At 74.8% G+C, this 15076-nt stretch carries 11 protein-coding genes and 1 riboswitch; of the genes, 5 read left to right on the top strand and 6 right to left on the bottom strand.

The genetic code is table 11. The annotated features are described in order from the left end of the window. Positions 1 to 363 precede the first annotated feature (363 nt). A complete protein-coding gene (locus E4198_RS11775) occupies positions 364 to 960 on the bottom strand; it encodes an HhH-GPD-type base excision DNA repair protein (RefSeq protein WP_136183108.1) in 597 nt (198 codons plus the stop codon). 461 nt (positions 961 to 1421) lie between these two features. Here E4198_RS11775 and cbiE point away from each other — a divergent pair, with 461 nt between their 5' ends. The 3 genes from cbiE (at position 1422) to E4198_RS11760 (ending at position 3763) form a co-directional block, all read left to right on the top strand. After that, positions 1422 to 2654, top strand: a complete 1233-nt coding sequence (cbiE, locus tag E4198_RS11770; RefSeq protein ID WP_210732923.1) for a precorrin-6y C5,15-methyltransferase (decarboxylating) subunit CbiE — start codon at positions 1422 to 1424, stop codon at positions 2652 to 2654. Then, the gene (gene cobM / locus E4198_RS11765) at positions 2651 to 3469 is read left to right on the top strand and encodes a precorrin-4 C(11)-methyltransferase (protein ID WP_136183106.1); all 819 of its coding nucleotides are present in this window, start codon (positions 2651 to 2653) and stop codon (positions 3467 to 3469) included. Before cbiE ends, cobM begins: the two co-directional genes overlap by 4 nt. A 96-nt stretch (positions 3470 to 3565) precedes the next feature. After that, positions 3566 to 3763 carry a hypothetical protein gene (locus E4198_RS11760; RefSeq protein ID WP_037791429.1) on the top strand — a complete coding sequence of 66 codons (198 nt, stop codon included), beginning with the start codon at positions 3566 to 3568 and terminating at the stop codon, positions 3761 to 3763. A gap of 166 nt (positions 3764 to 3929) precedes the next feature. On the opposite strand, the gene E4198_RS11755 is transcribed toward E4198_RS11760, so the two are convergent. Next, positions 3930 to 5051: a cobalt-precorrin-5B (C(1))-methyltransferase gene (locus E4198_RS11755; RefSeq protein ID WP_136183105.1), complete on the bottom strand. Its 1122-nt coding sequence runs from the start codon at positions 5049 to 5051 to the stop codon at positions 3930 to 3932. A 14-nt stretch (positions 5052 to 5065) separates the two neighbouring features. Between E4198_RS11755 and E4198_RS11750 the strand changes: the two genes are divergently transcribed. Then, on the top strand, positions 5066 to 5827 hold the full coding sequence (locus E4198_RS11750) for a cobalt-precorrin-6A reductase (protein WP_136183104.1): 762 nt from the start codon (positions 5066 to 5068) through the stop codon (positions 5825 to 5827). Positions 5828 to 5891: 64 nt separating this feature from the next. On the opposite strand, the gene E4198_RS11745 is transcribed toward E4198_RS11750, so the two are convergent. From E4198_RS11745 to cobG, 3 genes are read right to left on the bottom strand one after another with little or no spacing between them, the layout of a single operon-like run. After that, complete coding sequence (locus E4198_RS11745; protein WP_281727977.1) at positions 5892 to 7451, bottom strand: precorrin-2 C(20)-methyltransferase; 1560 nt, start codon at positions 7449 to 7451, stop codon at positions 5892 to 5894. Next, entirely contained in the window at positions 7448 to 8116 is a 669-nt protein-coding gene (locus tag E4198_RS11740; RefSeq protein WP_136183103.1) for a precorrin-8X methylmutase, read from the bottom strand. Before E4198_RS11740 ends, E4198_RS11745 begins: the two co-directional genes overlap by 4 nt. Positions 8117 to 8170: 54 nt before the next feature. Beyond that, the gene (gene cobG / locus E4198_RS11735; protein ID WP_247597644.1) at positions 8171 to 9583 is read right to left on the bottom strand and encodes a precorrin-3B synthase; all 1413 of its coding nucleotides are present in this window, start codon (positions 9581 to 9583) and stop codon (positions 8171 to 8173) included. Positions 9584 to 9654: 71 nt separating this feature from the next. Next, positions 9655 to 9809, top strand: a riboswitch (cobalamin riboswitch). A gap of 33 nt (positions 9810 to 9842) precedes the next feature. On the opposite strand from cobG, the gene cobN reads away from it, so the two are divergent. Further along, a complete protein-coding gene (cobN, locus tag E4198_RS11730) occupies positions 9843 to 13544 on the top strand; it encodes a cobaltochelatase subunit CobN (RefSeq protein WP_247597643.1) in 3702 nt (1233 codons plus the stop codon). Between the two features lie 110 nt (positions 13545 to 13654). Here the strand turns inward: cobN and E4198_RS11725 are convergent, their stop codons facing one another. Next, positions 13655 to 14695 carry a GAF domain-containing protein gene (locus E4198_RS11725; RefSeq protein WP_136183101.1) on the bottom strand — a complete coding sequence of 347 codons (1041 nt, stop codon included), beginning with the start codon at positions 14693 to 14695 and terminating at the stop codon, positions 13655 to 13657. Between the last annotated feature and the right edge of the window lie 381 nt (positions 14696 to 15076).

Genomic DNA, 15076 nt, shown 5'->3' with positions numbered 1-15076 from the left:
GCTGGGCCGGCCGGCTGCCGGCACGGGAGGTCTGCGCATCGGAATCCCCGACCGGCTGTACGCGGAAGGCTGCCTGGATCCGGAGATCGCCGCCGCGCTCGGGCGCAGCGCGGCGGCGCTGACGCCAAGCCGGCCACACGGTCGCCGCGACGGACGTGGGGGGAACTGTGGGACCTCCGGGGCGCCGCCTGGGAGTTGTGCGCCCGGGACGCCCGGGACGGCTGCAGCGAAGGTGGGCGACGAGCGGGCCACGGCCATCCGCCATTCGATGGCCCGGATCCGGGCAGGTGTCGGGGACCGGTTCGCCGCGCGGGGCGTGGACGCCTGGCTGCTTCCGCTGCGGTCAAGGGCTGATCGCCCGCGTCAGGAGTCCTTCGCCCGGGCGGCCTTGGCGGCGGCTTTGACCTCCTGCTTGGTGGCGCGGACACGGTCGAGGGACTCGGGGCCGGTGACGTCGGCGACGGAGCGGTAGGAGTGCTCCTCGCCGTACGCGCCGGCCGCCTCGCGCCAGCCCTCCGGGGTGACGCCGTACCGCTTGCCCAGCAGCGCGACGCAGATCCGCGCCTTCTGCTCGCCGTAGCCCGGCAGCGCCTTGAGGCGCTTGAACAGTTCGGCGCCGCTGCCCGCGCCGGACCACACGGACTCCGCGTCGCCGTCGTAGTGCTCGACCAGGTAGGCGCAGAGTTGCTGCACCCGCTTGGCCATCGAGCCGGGATAGCGGTGCACGGCCGGCTTCTCGGAGAGCAGCGCGGCGAACGCGTCCGGGTCGTGGGCGGCGATGCGGTGGGCGTCCAGGTCGTCGTCGCCCAGGCGTTGCGCGATGGTCCAGGGTCCCTTGAAGGCCCACTCCATCGGCACCTGCTGGTCCAGCAGCAGCCCGACGAGGGCGGCCAGCGGACTGCGGGAGAGCAGCGCGTCGGCGTCGGGGTCCTGGGCGAGATGCACGGTGTGGTGGTCCATGGCCCCATGATCTCCGTCGCGCAGGGAGGGTGCGAGTCGGGGCGTGTGCCGCCCGGGGCGTGCGCACGCGGCGCGGCGACACAGGCGAGGTGTCGAAGGGATGTCCCTAACCCGGCGGCGCGGCAGGTCGACGTGCTGTCCGGCGCGGGCACGCAGGTCGCGTTGCTCGTGCCCGGCCCGCAGGCACGCCGGGCGTACGGGCGGAATCTGCTCGACCCCGCGCTGCGCGCCGGCGCCGCCCGGGCAGGTCGCGCGGAAGCCGCCCCCACGCGTCGCGGGTGGCCGAGGTCTGGAACGCCTGAGCATGGGCAGGGGCCGACGGAACCACCGACTGGTGTGACCATTGAGCGTGCCGATCCCGGCCCGCGGGTGAGACCGGCCACAGGGGTGGGGCGCGGGAGGCGGGCGGGGCTAGAGTCGGCCGTCGTGGCTGGTCGTCGGCGGGAGAGCTGTCCGTGGGTGTGACCGTCGTCGGAATCGGGGCCGACGGGTGGGGCGGGTTGCCCGAGGCGTCGCGGACGGCGCTCCGGGAGGCCGAGGCGGTCCTCGGCGGCGGGCGCCAACTGGAGTTGCTGCCCGCGGAGTGCCGCGGCGAACGGGTGGCGTGGCCGTCGCCGTTGCGGCGCGCGGTGCCGCGGCTGCTCGCTGCGTACGCCGGGCGCCGGCTCGCCGTGCTGGCCAGCGGCGACCCCTTCCACTACGGCGTCGGCCGGGCGCTGGCCGAGGAGGCCGGACCGGGCGGGCTGCGGGTGCTGCCGCACCCGTCGTCGGTGTCATACGCGTGCGCGCGGCTCGGCTGGCCCCTGGAGGACACCGAAGTGGTGAGCGCCGTGGGCCGGCCCCTCGCACGGCTGGCCGTCGCCCTGCACCCCGGACGCCGCCTGCTCGTGCTCGGCTCGGGGGCCGGCACCCCCGTCGAGGTCGCGGCGCTGCTGCGGGAGCGCGGCTACGGTCCCAGCCGGGTGCGCGTGCTGGAGCAGCTCGGCGGCGCCGGTGAGGCCGTCCGCGACGGCACCGCGGACGACTGGCCGCACCCGCCCGGCGACCCGCTGAACGTCGTCGCCGTGGAGTGCCGCCGCGCGCCCGGTGCGTTGCCGCTCGGTGCGGTGCCCGGTCTCCCCGACGAGGCGTACGAGCACGACGGCCAGCTGACGAAACGCCACGTCCGCGCCGCGACGCTGGCCGCACTGGCACCCGCCCCGGGCGAACTGCTGTGGGACGTGGGCGGAGGTTCCGGTTCCGTCGGGGTGGAGTGGATGCGCGCCCACCCGTCCTGCCGTGCCGTCGCTGTGGAGCGCGACCCGCTGCGGGCCGAGCGCATCACCCGCAACGCGCACACGCTCGGCGTCCCCGCCCTGCGGGTGGTGTCCGGCGCCGCGCCGGAGACGCTGGCCGGACTGCCCACGCCGGACGCGGTGTTCGTCGGCGGCGGGCTGACCGCACCCGGGCTGCTCGACGCCTGCTGGGACGCCCTGCCGCCCGGCGGCCGTCTCGTCGCCAACACCGTCACCCTCGAGTCCGAGGCTCTGCTCGCCGAGCGCCGCCGCCGGCACGGCGGGGAACTGGTGCGGCTCGCGGTCGCGCACGCCGTCCCGGTGGGCTCGTTCACCGGCTGGCGGCAGGCCATGCCCGTCACCCAGTGGGCGGTACGCAAGCCGCTCACGGCCGACTCCCCCTCCGGAGCGCAGAGTTGACCGTCCACTTCATCGGCGCCGGTCCCGGCGCCGCCGACCTGATCACGCTGCGCGGCGCCCTTACCCTCGCCGCCTGCGACGTCTGCCTGTACGCCGGCAGTCTGGTGCCGCGCGAGCTGCTCGACGAGTGCCCGCCGCACGCCCGGCTGGTGGACACCGCGCAGCTCGACTTGGACGAGATCACGGCGGAGTTCGTCCGCGCGCACGAGGCCGGACACGACGTGGCACGCCTCCACTCGGGTGACCCGTCCGTGTTCAGCGCCGTCGCGGAACAGATGCGCCGCCTGGACGCGGCGGGCGTGCCCTACGAGGTGGTGCCCGGTGTGCCCGCTTTCGCCGCGGCGGCCGCGGCGCTGCGGCAGGAGCTGACGGTGCCGACGGTCGGTCAGACCGTGATCCTCACCCGTGTCGCGCAGCGGGCCACCGCCATGCCGGAGGGAGAGGACCTGGCGACACTCGGCCGCAGCGGCGCACTGCTGGTGCTCCACCTCGCAGCGGCGTACGCCGACCGCGTGGTGGAGGAGCTGCTGCCGCACTACGGCGCGGACTGCCCTGCCGCCGTGGTCGCCCTGGCCAGCCGCCCGGACGAGGTGATCCTGCGCGGCACCCTCGCCGACATCGCGGACCAGGTGAGGGAGGCCGGGGTGCGCCGCACCGCCGTCATCCTCGTCGGCCGCACCCTGGCCGCGGAGAACTTCCGTGACAGCCACCTGTATTCACCCGCTCGCGCGCGGCACGCGAGGGCGCCGGAGGGCGGTGCGGGAGGGCCGGAGGCCGGTGCTGACGGGCCGCCACCACGGATGGATGCCGGCTGATGACCCGTCCGGAGGCGCAAAACGGGCAACGACTTCTGCGGGCTGCGTGAATGTTCGTGCGAAGACATTCCGCTTCGCCCGTACAAGGAGGTTCTGATGTCCGTTCGTACCGTTGCCGCTGCTGCGGCCCTCGCCGCCACCGCTCTGTTCGCCGGTGCCGGCACCGCCGCCGCCTGCGCGAACGGCGGCCCGGAAGAGGTCGAGGTCACCGTGGCCTGCAACCAGTGGCTGGAGCAGGAGGAGGGCATCAACACCTCCTTCGCCGGGCCGGTCTGCATCGACTTCGGCGACTGACACGAGCCGACTGCGGTTGAGCGGTCGTCCTCAGCATGCGTGGCCGTCCGGGGCTCCCCGGGCGGCCACGCCGCTGTGCGCGGGGCCAGGATCGCACCGGACGCGCGGCGGACCGCCCGGACTCTCGGCGGATTGCCCAGCAGCGGCCAGCGCATCGCCCAGCGGCTCAGCGGACCGCGCTGCGGCCCACTACCGTGCCGGCCCGGTCGATGCACACCACGTCCACCGCCACCGGCGCGCCGCGCAGCACCTGCAGAGCCTGATCACGCGCCGCGACCGCGACCAGATCACCCAGCCGAACGCCCGCCGCCGCACACAGCTGCAGGGCCGCCAGGCCCGTGTTCGCCGAGGCCACCTCGGCGGCCAGGGCCTCCCCGGCACCGCCCTCGCGGGCCAGCGCCGCCAGGAACCCCTTGTCGACCTGGGAACGCGCCGAGTGCAGGTCCAGGTGACCCGCCGCCAGCTTCGACAACTTGGCGAAGCCGCCGCAGACCGTCAGTCGCTCCACCGGGTGCCGTCGCACGTACTTCAGGACCGCCCCCGCGAAGTCGCCCATGTCCAGCAGCGCGTCCTCCGGCAGCCCGTACTCCGCGACCGCGGTCCGCTCCGACGTGGAGCCGGTGCACCCGGCGAGATGGGTACGCCCGGCCGCGCGGGCGACATCCACCCCGCGCCGGATCGAGTCGATCCAGGCGGAGCACGAGTACGGCACCACGATCCCGGTCGTCCCGAGGATGGACAGGCCGCCGAGGATGCCCAGGCGCGGGTTCCACGTCGAGCGGGCGATCTCCTCGCCGTGGTCGACGGACAGGGTGAGCTCCACGTCCCCGCCGCCGCCGTGCGCGGCCGCGACCCGCGCCACGTGGTCCCGCATCATCTGCCGCGGCACGGGATTCACCGCCGGTTCGCCCACCTCCAGCGGCAGGCCCGGCCGGGTGACCGTGCCGACGCCGGGCCCGGCGCGGAAGACGACGCCGGAGCCGGCGGGCAGCGGCCGCACGGTGGCGCGGACCAGCGCGCCGTGCGTGACGTCCGGGTCGTCGCCGGCGTCCTTCACCACCCCGGCGGTGGCCCATCCGTCGCCGGCCTCCTCCACGGCGAGGGCGAACGACGGGGTCTGCCCTTTGGGGAGGGTGATGGGCACCGGGTCCGGGAACTCGCCGGTCAGCAGCGCCGTGTACGCGGCCGTGGCGGAAGCTGTCGCGCAGGCGCCGGTCGTCCAGCCGGGGCGGAGACCGGTGTGCTTCAGTTGGGCGTCCCGCCCGCCCTCACCCACGGCGTCACCCACGAGAGGAGCCTCGCGTGCACGTGCTGATCCTGGGCGGCACGACCGAGGCCCGCCGCCTCGCCGGGCTGCTGGCCGACCGGGCGGTCTGGCCCGGGCTGCGGGTGACCTCGTCGCTGGCAGGCCGGGTACGGCGTCCGGTGCCGCCGCCGGGCGAGGTGCGCGTCGGGGGCTTCGGCGGCGCGGAGGGCATGGCGCGGTGGCTGCGCGAGCAACGGGTCGACGCGCTCATCGATGCCACCCATCCCTTCGCCGGCACCATCGGCTTCCATGCGGCCCGGGCGGCCGCCACCACCCATGTTCCCCTGCTGGCGGTGCGCCGGCCCGGCTGGGCCCCGGGTCCCGGCGACGACTGGCACCCGGCCGCCGACCTCGCGGCCGCCGCAGGGCTGCTGCCCACGCTGGGTCGGCGCGTCTTCCTCACCACGGGACGGATGGGTCTGGCTGCCTTCGCGGGGGTCCGCGACGCCTGGTTCCTGGTACGTACCGTCGACCCGCCCGAGGGCGCGTGTCCGCCGTACGCGGAGGTGCTCCTGGACCGCGGCCCCTTCAGCCTGGCGGGGGAGCGCGAGCTGCTGCGGCGGCACCGCGTGGAGGTGCTGGTCACCAAGGACAGCGGCGGCTCCGCCACCGCCCCCAAGCTGGCTGCCGCCCGGGAGGCGGGCGTCCCGGTGATTCTCGTGCGCCGCCCGCCCACCCCGGAGGACGTTCCCGAGGTGTCCACCCCCGACGCCGCTGCGGCATGGCTGCGCACCACCCTTCGGGGCGCGGGTGGGTGAGGGGGCGGTTGCGGTGTGCGGCACCCGGCCTCCGCAGCGGCCCGGGACCGGCCACCGGGCGCCCTCAGCCCTCCGGGTACCGCCGGGGGGTCCAGACGACCTGGTGACCGCTGCCGTCACCGTCGGCGCGCGTGGCGACGCGGGTCTGGGAGGAGCCGACGATGAGCAGGGTGCGCATGTCCACCCTGGCCGGGTCGAGGTCGGCGAGGCGGACGACGCGGACGCGTTCGCCCCCTCCGCCCACGTCGCGGGCGACGACCACCGGGGTGTCCGGTGCACGGTGCTCCAGCAGCAGTTCGCGGGCCTTGCCGACCTGCCAGGTGCGGCTGCGCGAGCCAGGGTTGTACAGCGCCAGCACGAGGTCGGCGGCGGCCGCGGCGTGCAGCCGCCGGGCGACGACCTCCCACGGCTTGAGCCGGTCGGACAGGGAGAGCGCCGCGTAGTCGTGCCCCAGCGGCGCGCCCGCGCGCGCGGCGGCCGCGTTGGCGGCAGTCAGGCCCGGCAGTACCCGCACCGGCACGTCGCGGTAGGGCTCCTCCGCCGCGGCTTCCAGCACGGCGGTGGCCATGGCGAAGACGCCCGGGTCGCCGCCGGACACCACCGCCACCCGGCGCCCGCGCCGGGCCAGGTCGAGGGCGAACTCGGCGCGCTCCGCCTCCACCTTGTTGTCCGATCCGTGCCGGAGCTGACCCGGCCGGACGGGTACCCGGTCCAGGTAGGTGGTGTAGCCGACGAGGTCGTCGGCCGCCGCGAGGGCGCCGCGGGTCTCCGGGGTGAGCCATGAGGGCCCGGCCGGGCCGGTGCCGACGACCACCACCTCGCCGTCTTTGGCGGCGCGTTCGGGCCGCGGCGCGTCCACCCGGCTGGGCAGTACGGCCAGGGAGAAGTAGGGCACCGTGCCGGCGTCGGTGCCGGCCAGCCGCCCGGTGCGTTCGCCGGGCATGGTCGCCCGCTCGACGTAAAGGGCCTCGTCCAGCCGGCCGGAGCGTTCCATCGCGCGGCGCACGTGCGGGAAGGTGCGGCCGAGCTTCATCACCGCCGCCGCGTCGGTGGCGGCGAGCCGTGCCGTCAGCTCTTCCTCCGGCAGGGTGCCGGGCAGGATCGTCAGCACCTCGTCGCCCTCCACCAGCGGGGTCCCCAGGCGGGCCGCCGCCGCGCTGACCGAGGTGACGCCGGGGATGACCTCGGTCGGGTAGCGGTGGGCGAGCCGCTTGTGCATGTGCATGTAGGAGCCGTAGAAGAACGGGTCGCCCTCCGCGAGCACGGCGACCGTCAGACCCGCGTCCAGGTGCGCGGCGAGGCGCGCGGCGGCCTCGGTGTAGAAGTCGTCCAGGGCACCGCGGTATCCGCCGGGATGGTCGGTCCCTTCCGTCGTGACGGGGTAGACCAGCGCCTCCTCGACGTGGTCCTCCCGGATGTGCTGCGCGGCGATGGAACGCGCGATGGAACGACCGTGGCGGGCGCTGTGGTAGGCGACCACGTCAGCGGCTGCGAGGGCTTCGACGGCGCGCATCGTCATCAACGACGGGTCGCCGGGGCCGAGTCCGACGCCGTAGAGCCGTCCCGTACCGGAGGCGGGGTGACCGGTTGCGGGGTAACCGGAGGCGGGGGTGGGGGCGTTCACTCTTCCTCGCTGGCGATCGCGTTGAGCGCGGCCGCGGCGAGCGCGCTGCCCCCGCGCCTGCCGCGTACCACCAGGTGTTCCAGGCCGGCCGGGTGTGCGGTGAGGGCGTCCTTCGACTCGACGGCGCCGACGAATCCGACCGGCACGCCGATGACGGCGGCGGGGCGCGGAGCGCCCGCGTCGATCATCTCCAGCAGCCGGAACAGCGCCGTCGGCGCGTTGCCGACGGCGACGACGCCGCCGTCCAGCCGATCGCCCCACAGTTCCATCGCGGCGGCGCTGCGGGTGGTGCCCAGCCGCGCGGCCAGCTCCGGCACGGACGGGTCGGACAGCGTGCACACCACGTCGTTGCCGGCGGGCAGCCGCTTGCGGGTCACACCGCTGGCCACCATCTGCACGTCGCAGAGCACGGGCGCACCGGCACGGAGAGCCGTGCGGGCCCGCGCGACGGCGCCGGGGGAGAAGGCGAGGTCGCGGACGAGGTCGACCATGCCGCAGGCGTGGATCATGCGCACCGCGACCTGCGCCACGTCCAGGGGAAGCCCGTCGAGGTCCGCCTCCGCACGGATGGTGGCGAAGGACTGCCGGTAGATGGTGGCGCCGTCCTTCTCGTACGCGTAGGCGCCTGCGTGGCCCGCGTCACGGTGGTCGTCGGTCCGGTGCATGGGGTGGCCCCGCCCCTCTCGGTGGTCCCGGTCGTCTGGTCGCCGCTCATCCGGTCACCCGCCGGCGGTGGTGGTGCGTGCCGCCGCGGCGGTGGTGAGCGCGGCGGCGAACTCCCCGGCGTCGTCCGTGCCGGGCACGGACACCTCGTAGCGGCCGTCGCCGGTGGCGACGGCGTCCACGTGCAAGCCCTTCGGACGTCCGCACCGGCGGGTGCAGCCCGACAGGTACACCGGCAGCGGCGGCCGGGAGTCATGGGCGGCGGCCGCGGCGAGGGCGTCCGCGCGGACGTCGGACAGCGACGCCGCGCAGCCCGGGCGTCCCGCGCAGGCACCGAGGCCGAACCACGGCGAGGCGGCCGAGGTGACCAGGCCGCCCGCCCCGGTCTCCGCGAGCGCGGAGGGCGCCGCCACCGACGCGAGCCCCGGCACGACGACGCCGCGCCAGGGGGTGACGCGGAGTGCGCCGGTGCCCCGGGTGAGCGCCAGGCCGGCGAGCAGGCGCGCCTGCGCGGACGTGAGGGTTCCCAGCGGCGCGGTCACGCACAGGGAGGCGTGCACGCCGCCGGGCGCCACGACCACTCCGGGTGCGGGCCCCGCCCCTTCGACGTGCGCGCCCGGGGCTGCGCGGTCTGCCCCGGCGGCGTCGCGTACGCGTGGGGCGCCGGTGTCGTACCCCTCACCGGTGGCGGGGCCCGCGCTCGGTTCGGGGGACGGCCGTTTGACGCGGGTGCGCCGCAGCGCCTCGGTGACGGCGGCAGCCGTGTGCGGGGCGTCGGCAACGCGCCACGCGCCGGTGCCGAGGGTGAGGAAGGTCTGTGCGGCGTGCAGCGCGACGCCGGGGGCGTCCGCCGCCGGGATGGTGACCTCCGCGCCGGAGATGCCGACCCGGACCACGGCCGTGCCGGGCCCGTCCGCCGTGCCGTCGGCACCCGGCGCGGGCGTCGCCGCCGTCACCGTCACGTCGGCGCCCAGAGCCGCGACGTCGCCGCGGCCGTCGTCGAAGGCGAAGAGGAAGCGACCGGAAAGACCGGTGGCCCCCGGGTCGGCGCACAGCAGGCGGTCCAACTGCCGGACCCACGGCTGGACGTCGGCGTGCCCGCGGGCGTCCAGGCCGGACAGCGGGGTGGCCACCACGTTGCGCACCCGTTCGTGCGTGGTGGAGGGCAGCAGCCCCGCCTCCCGCAGCCGGGCGGCGAGTTCGGCGCCGCAGTCGGCGGCGAGTCCGCGGAGTTGGACGTTGCCACGCGAGGTGAGGTGGAGGGCGCCGTCGCCGAGGCGGTCCGCCGTGTCGGCGAGCAGGTGTGCCTGCGCGGCGGTGAGCGCACCGCCGGGCACCCGTACTCGTGCCAGGGCGCCGTCGTCCGCGGCGTGCAGCCGCAGCGCGCCCGGGCAGGCGTCGTCGCGGCCCCGGACGGGGGCCGTCACGGGGGCAGGGCTCGCTGAGGTGCGGCCACGGGGCGTCGGCATCGCGGCGAGCATACAGACGGAAGGCGCCCGGACCGTATGCCCCGGATCACGGCCCGGAGCACCCGCGTTGCGCCTACGATGCTGGCCGGCGGGTCGTATGCCCGTCATCGCCGTAGACGGCGACAGGGGAGGAAGCCCGGTGCGATTCCGGCGCGGTCCCGCCACTGTGAGTCCGGTGAAGAGGAACCGGACGAGCCAGGAACTCCCGCCGTCCGACACCGCCCGGGGCGTGGACACCCCGAGGAAGGCTTCACGTCGCATGCCGCTTTCGCCCGCGGAACGAGACCCGCAGCCCGCAGACTCCCCCGGATCCGCACCCGAATCCGCCGACTCCTCCGACCCGTCCGGCTCCCCCGCCGTCCTGCTGCTGTCGACGTCCGACACCGACCTGCTCAGCGCCCGCGCGGCCGGCGGTCCCGTGCGCTACCGCTTCGCCAACCCCTCCCGCCTCGACCTGGACGACCTGCCAGGGCTCCTGGACGGCACCGGCCTGGTCGTCGTGCGACTGCTGGGTGGGCTGCGAGCCTGGGAGGACGGGCTGGACGCACTGCTCGCCGGGGACCGGCCGGTGGCGGTGCTGACCGGTGAACAAGCCCCGGACGCCCAGCTGATGGCGGCGTCGACGGTGCCCGTCGGGATCGCCGCCGAGGCGCACCGCTACCTCGCGCACGGCGGCCCCGGCAACCTCGAGCAGCTCGCGCGGTTCCTGTCCGACACGGTGCTGCTCACCGGACACGGCTTCGAGCCGCCCGCCGCCGCGCCGACCTGGGGCCCGCTGGACCGCTCGGCCCCCGCACCCGCCGACGGCGCCCCCACGGTCGCCGTCCTCTACTACCGGGCGCACCACATGAGCGGCAACACCGCCTTCGTGGAGGCGCTGTGCGCTGCGCTGGAGGAGGCGGGCGCCCGCGCGCTGCCCCTGTACGTGGCGTCCCTGCGCGCTCCCGAGCCGGAGCTGATCGACGCACTGCGCGCGGCCGACGCGATCGTCACCACCGTGCTGGCAGCGGGCGGCACCCGCCCCGCCGAGGCGTCGGCGGGCGGCGACGACGAGTCCTGGGACGCGGGCGCGCTCACCTCGCTGGACGTGCCGATCCTCCAGGCGCTGTGCCTGACGGGTTCGCGTGCCGCGTGGGAGGAGAACGACGAGGGCGTGTCCCCGCTCGACGCGGCCGGCCAGATCGCCGTCCCGGAGTTCGACGGGCGGCTGATCACCGTGCCGTTCTCCTTCAAGGAGATCGACCCGGACGGCCTGCCCGCCTACGTGCCCGACCGTGAACGGGCCGCCCGCGTCGCGGGGATCGCCCTCCGGCACGCCCGCCTGCGCCACGTGCCGCCCGCGGACAAGCGGATCGCCCTGGTGCTGTCCGCGTACCCGACGAAGCACTCCCGGATCGGCAACGCGGTCGGCCTGGACACGCCCGCCAGCGCCGTGGCGCTGCTGCGCCGGATGCGCGCCGAGGGCTACGACTTCGGTGACGCCGAGGTCCCGGGCCTGGCATCCGGAGACGGCGACGAGCTGATCCGCGCCCTGATCGACGCGGGCGGCCACGATCAGGACTGGCTGACCGAGGAGCAGTTGGCCCGCAGCCCGGTGCGCATTCCGGCGGCCGACTACCGGCGCTGGTTCGCCGAGCTGGATCCGGCGCTGCGGGAGGCCGTGGAGGAGCACTGGGGGCCGCCGCCGGGGGAGATGTTCGTCGATCGCAGCCGCAACGACGAGGGCGACATCGTGCTGGCCGCGCTGCGGTTCGGGAACCTGCTGGTGCTGATCCAGCCGCCGCGCGGCTTCGGGGAGAACCCGGTCGCGATCTACCACGACCCCGACCTGCCCCCGTCGCACCACTACCTGGCCGCGTACCGCTGGATCGCCGCCCCGGACGGGGAGGGGGGTTTCGGTGCGGACGCGATGATCCACCTCGGCAAGCACGGCAACCTGGAATGGCTGCCCGGCAAGAATGCCGGCCTGTCTGCGGGCTGCGCGCCCGACGCGGCGCTGGGCGACCTGCCGCTGGTGTACCCGTTCCTGGTCAACGACCCGGGCGAGGGCACGCAGGCCAAACGCCGGGTGCACGCCACGTTGATCGACCACCTGGTGCCGCCGATGGCCCGTGCCGACTCCTACGGCGACATCGCGCGCCTGGAGCAGCTCCTCGACGAGTACGCGCAGATCTCCGCGATGGATCCGGCCAAACTGCCCGCCATCCGCGCCCAGATCTGGACGCTGATCCAGGCCGCGAAGCTCGACCACGACCTCGGGATGGCGGACCGTCCGGACGACGACGGCTTCGACGACTTCCTGCTGCACGTGGACGGCTGGCTGTGCGAGGTGAAGGACGCGCAGATCCGCGACGGCCTGCACGTCCTGGGCGGCGCCCCGACCGGCCCGGAGCGCGTCAACCTGGTGCTGGCGGTGCTGCGGGCCCGTCAGATCTGGGGCGGCACCTCCGCTCTCCCCGGCCTGCGCGAAGCACTCGGACTGGACGAGGCCGCGGCGACCCGTACGGCCGCCGACGCGGCGGAGGAGCGGGCGCGGGCGCTGGTGCAGGCCATGGAGGACGCAGGCTGGGAGCCGTCCGCGGTCTCCGGGGCGGCCGCGGGGGAGACCGATCAGGTGGCCCGCATCCTGGAGTTCGCCGCCCGCGAGGTGGTGCCCAGGCTGGCCGCCACGACGGACGAGATCGATCACGCGGTGCACGCGCTGGCCGGCGGGTTCGTGCCGGCCGGGCCGTCCGGCTCACCGCTGCGCGGGCTGGTCAACGTGCTGCCCACCGGCCGCAACTTCTACTCCGTGGACCCCAAGGCCGTGCCCTCGCGCCTCGCGTGGGAGACGGGGCAGGCGCTCGCGGACTCGCTGCTGGAGCGCTACCGCACCGACAACGGCGCGTGGCCGGCCTCGGTCGGCCTGTCGCTGTGGGGCACCAGCGCGATGCGCACTGCTGGGGACGACGTGGCCGAGGCGCTCGCGCTGCTGGGTGTACGGCCCGTGTGGGACGACGCGTCCCGCCGCGTCACCGGCCTGGAACCGGTGCCCCTGGAGGAGCTGGGGCGCCCGCGCATCGACGTGACGCTGCGCATCTCGGGCTTCTTCCGGGACGCGTTCCCGCACACCGTCGGCCTGCTGGACGATGCCGTCCGGCTCGCCGCTTCCCTCGACGAGCCGGACCAGGACAACCACGTCCGCGCGCACACCCGTGCCGAGACCGCCGAGCACGGCGACGAACGCCGAGCCACCACGCGCATCTTCGGCTCACGACCGGGTACGTACGGCGCCGGCCTGCTCCAGCTGATCGACTCCCGCGACTGGCGCACCGATGCCGATCTGGCCGAGGTCTACACGGTGTGGGGCGGATACGCCTACGGCCGCGGGCTGGACGGAGCGCCGGCCCGGGAGGCGATGGAGAGCGCCTACCGGCGCATCGCGGTGGCGGCGAAGAACACCGACACCCGCGAGCACGACATCGCCGACTCGGACGACTACTTCCAATACCACGGCGGCATGGTGGCCACCGTGCGCGCGCTGCGCGGCAGCGCGCCGGAGGCGTACATCGGGGACTCCACGCGTCCCGAGACCGTACGCACCCGCACCCTGGTGGAGGAGACCTCACGGGTCTTCCGCGCCCGCGTGGTCAACCCCCGCTGGATCGCGGCCATGCGCCGCCACGGGTACAAGGGGGCCTTCGAACTGGCCGCCACGGTCGACTACCTCTTCGGCTACGACGCCACCACGGGCGTGGTCGCCGACTGGATGTACGACAAGCTGGCCGAAACCTACGTACTGGACCCGGAGAACCGGGAGTTCCTCCAGCATGCCAACCCGTGGGCGCTGCACGGCATCGCCGAGCGCCTGCTGGAGGCCGAGTCGCGCGGCATGTGGGAGAAGCCGGACCCCGCCGCGGTCGCGGCGCTCCGTGAGGTGCTGCTGGAGGCCGAGGGCGACCTCGAGGGCGATGCCGACTGATCCAGCCGCACCGCCAGCCGCACCCGCCCGGCGCGGACGAACGGTTCCGCGCCGGGCACGCGGCCGTGCCTGACGGAGTGCGGGGCGAAGCCCCGCACCCGAGGACCGCCTTACCGGAGGTACATGCCGCTGGGGCCGCCGTGCTGCTGCGTCCACCCGTCGCCGGTTCCGAACTGCGCGAGCTGCTGCGTGAACTCGGCGGCCACCTGCTGCGGGTCCTCCGTCGCCGGGCGCGAGGTGACGTTCATCGCGACCGTGAGGATGCCGCTGACCGGGGCGTTCGGGGAGAGGCGCACCGGAGTGCAGGTGAAGGAGTATGTCTGTGGGGTGTCGGCGTCCCGCGTGATGAGGCGCGCCTCCGCCAGGGTGGTCGTCTGGCCGGTGCGGTACGCGTCGTCCATCGCCTTGAAGACGCCGACCGTGTCCAGGCCGGGCAGCACCGTACGGCCCTCGCTGAGGCGCTGGACGCGGCCGAACGCGTCGCCCTGGCGGCCGTTGGCGTAGCGCAGCACGTGCTTGGGGCCCTCGGTGAGCATGATGGGCCAGGGGGCGCCGTCGAAGACGGCGAACATCTCCTCCTGCTGGGTGAGCAGGCTGTCGCGCAGGCGGAACTCCGACAGCAGCGTCTCGGCGAGCTGCTGCATGCTCTCCTTCACGCCGCGGTCCCACTCGCGGGGCCGCATGTCGGCGACGCACACCGTGCCCAGGATGACGCCGGTGTGGTCGCGCAGCGGCGTACCGAGGTAGGCCCGCACGCCCATCTCGTTGACCAGCGGGTTGCCCTTGAAGCGGGGGTAGTCGAAGACGTCGTCGAGGGCGAGCTGCGCGCCCTGTGCGACGACGTGCGGGCAGAAGCCGTAGTCGGTGGGGGCGGAGCGGGGGATGTCCGGGATGTCGCTGAGGTCGAAGGAGACGGCGCGACGCTCCTGGCCGTCGTCGTCTCCGGACCGCGGGGCGTACATGCCGCGGAACATCTGCTGCTTGTCGTTGATGAAGTTGACCATGGCGAGCGGAGCCTGGGTCAGGCTTGCGGCGATCCGCGCCGTGCGGTCGAATTCGGCTTCGGGGTCCGGTGCGTTGAGGCCGAGGCGCTGCAGGCGTCGCCGACGCCGCTCGGCGTCATCAGGCTGATCGGGCGTCAGGGGGTCCATGGCCGCCCATGAAACCAGAATATCGTCTTCCGCACCGCCCCCCGGGCAACATCGGGGACAAGCGGTGACTGCTGCCGCAGGCACATGCCGGTATCAGTTGCCGTGTGGTCAATCTCTCAGGCTGTCCACAGTCCTGCGTGTTTAACCGACACCCGGTGACTTTGCGCCAGTTGGCTTCATGCCGATGGGCCTGATTCGTCCTTGCGTAGGACAATCGGCCCCCCGGGTAAAACCGGAGTGTGTGGTTCAGCTCGCGTCCTCCGGGTTCACGTATGCGCTTCCGTCATTGATCATTGGCGGGTTCGCTTGTCGACGGCCGGTCAAGAAACAAGCACACAACGCAGTGAAGGAGAGTTCCGATGGGTGGCAGGTCCGCAGGAG

It is taken from the genome of Streptomyces sp. RKND-216 (assembly GCF_004795255.1).
Lineage (GTDB): Bacteria > Actinomycetota > Actinomycetes > Streptomycetales > Streptomycetaceae > Streptomyces > Streptomyces hazeniae.
This window is presented reverse-complemented; position numbering and strand designations above follow the sequence as displayed.

Excerpts from the sequence above, each read along its gene's own strand:
- E4198_RS11740 (WP_136183103.1), bottom strand. The coding sequence starts at position 8,116 with ATGCACCGGACCGACGACCACCGTGACGCGGGCCACGCAGGCGCCTAC.
- cobG (WP_247597644.1), bottom strand. The coding sequence starts at position 9,583 with ATGCCGACGCCCCGTGGCCGCACCTCAGCGAGCCCTGCCCCCGTGACG.
- cobN (WP_247597643.1), top strand. The coding sequence starts at position 9,843 with ATGCCGCTTTCGCCCGCGGAACGAGACCCGCAGCCCGCAGACTCCCCC.
- E4198_RS11725 (WP_136183101.1), bottom strand. The coding sequence starts at position 14,695 with ATGGACCCCCTGACGCCCGATCAGCCTGATGACGCCGAGCGGCGTCGG.
- E4198_RS11775 (WP_136183108.1), bottom strand. The coding sequence starts at position 960 with ATGGACCACCACACCGTGCATCTCGCCCAGGACCCCGACGCCGACGCG.
- E4198_RS11760 (WP_037791429.1), top strand. The coding sequence starts at position 3,566 with ATGTCCGTTCGTACCGTTGCCGCTGCTGCGGCCCTCGCCGCCACCGCT.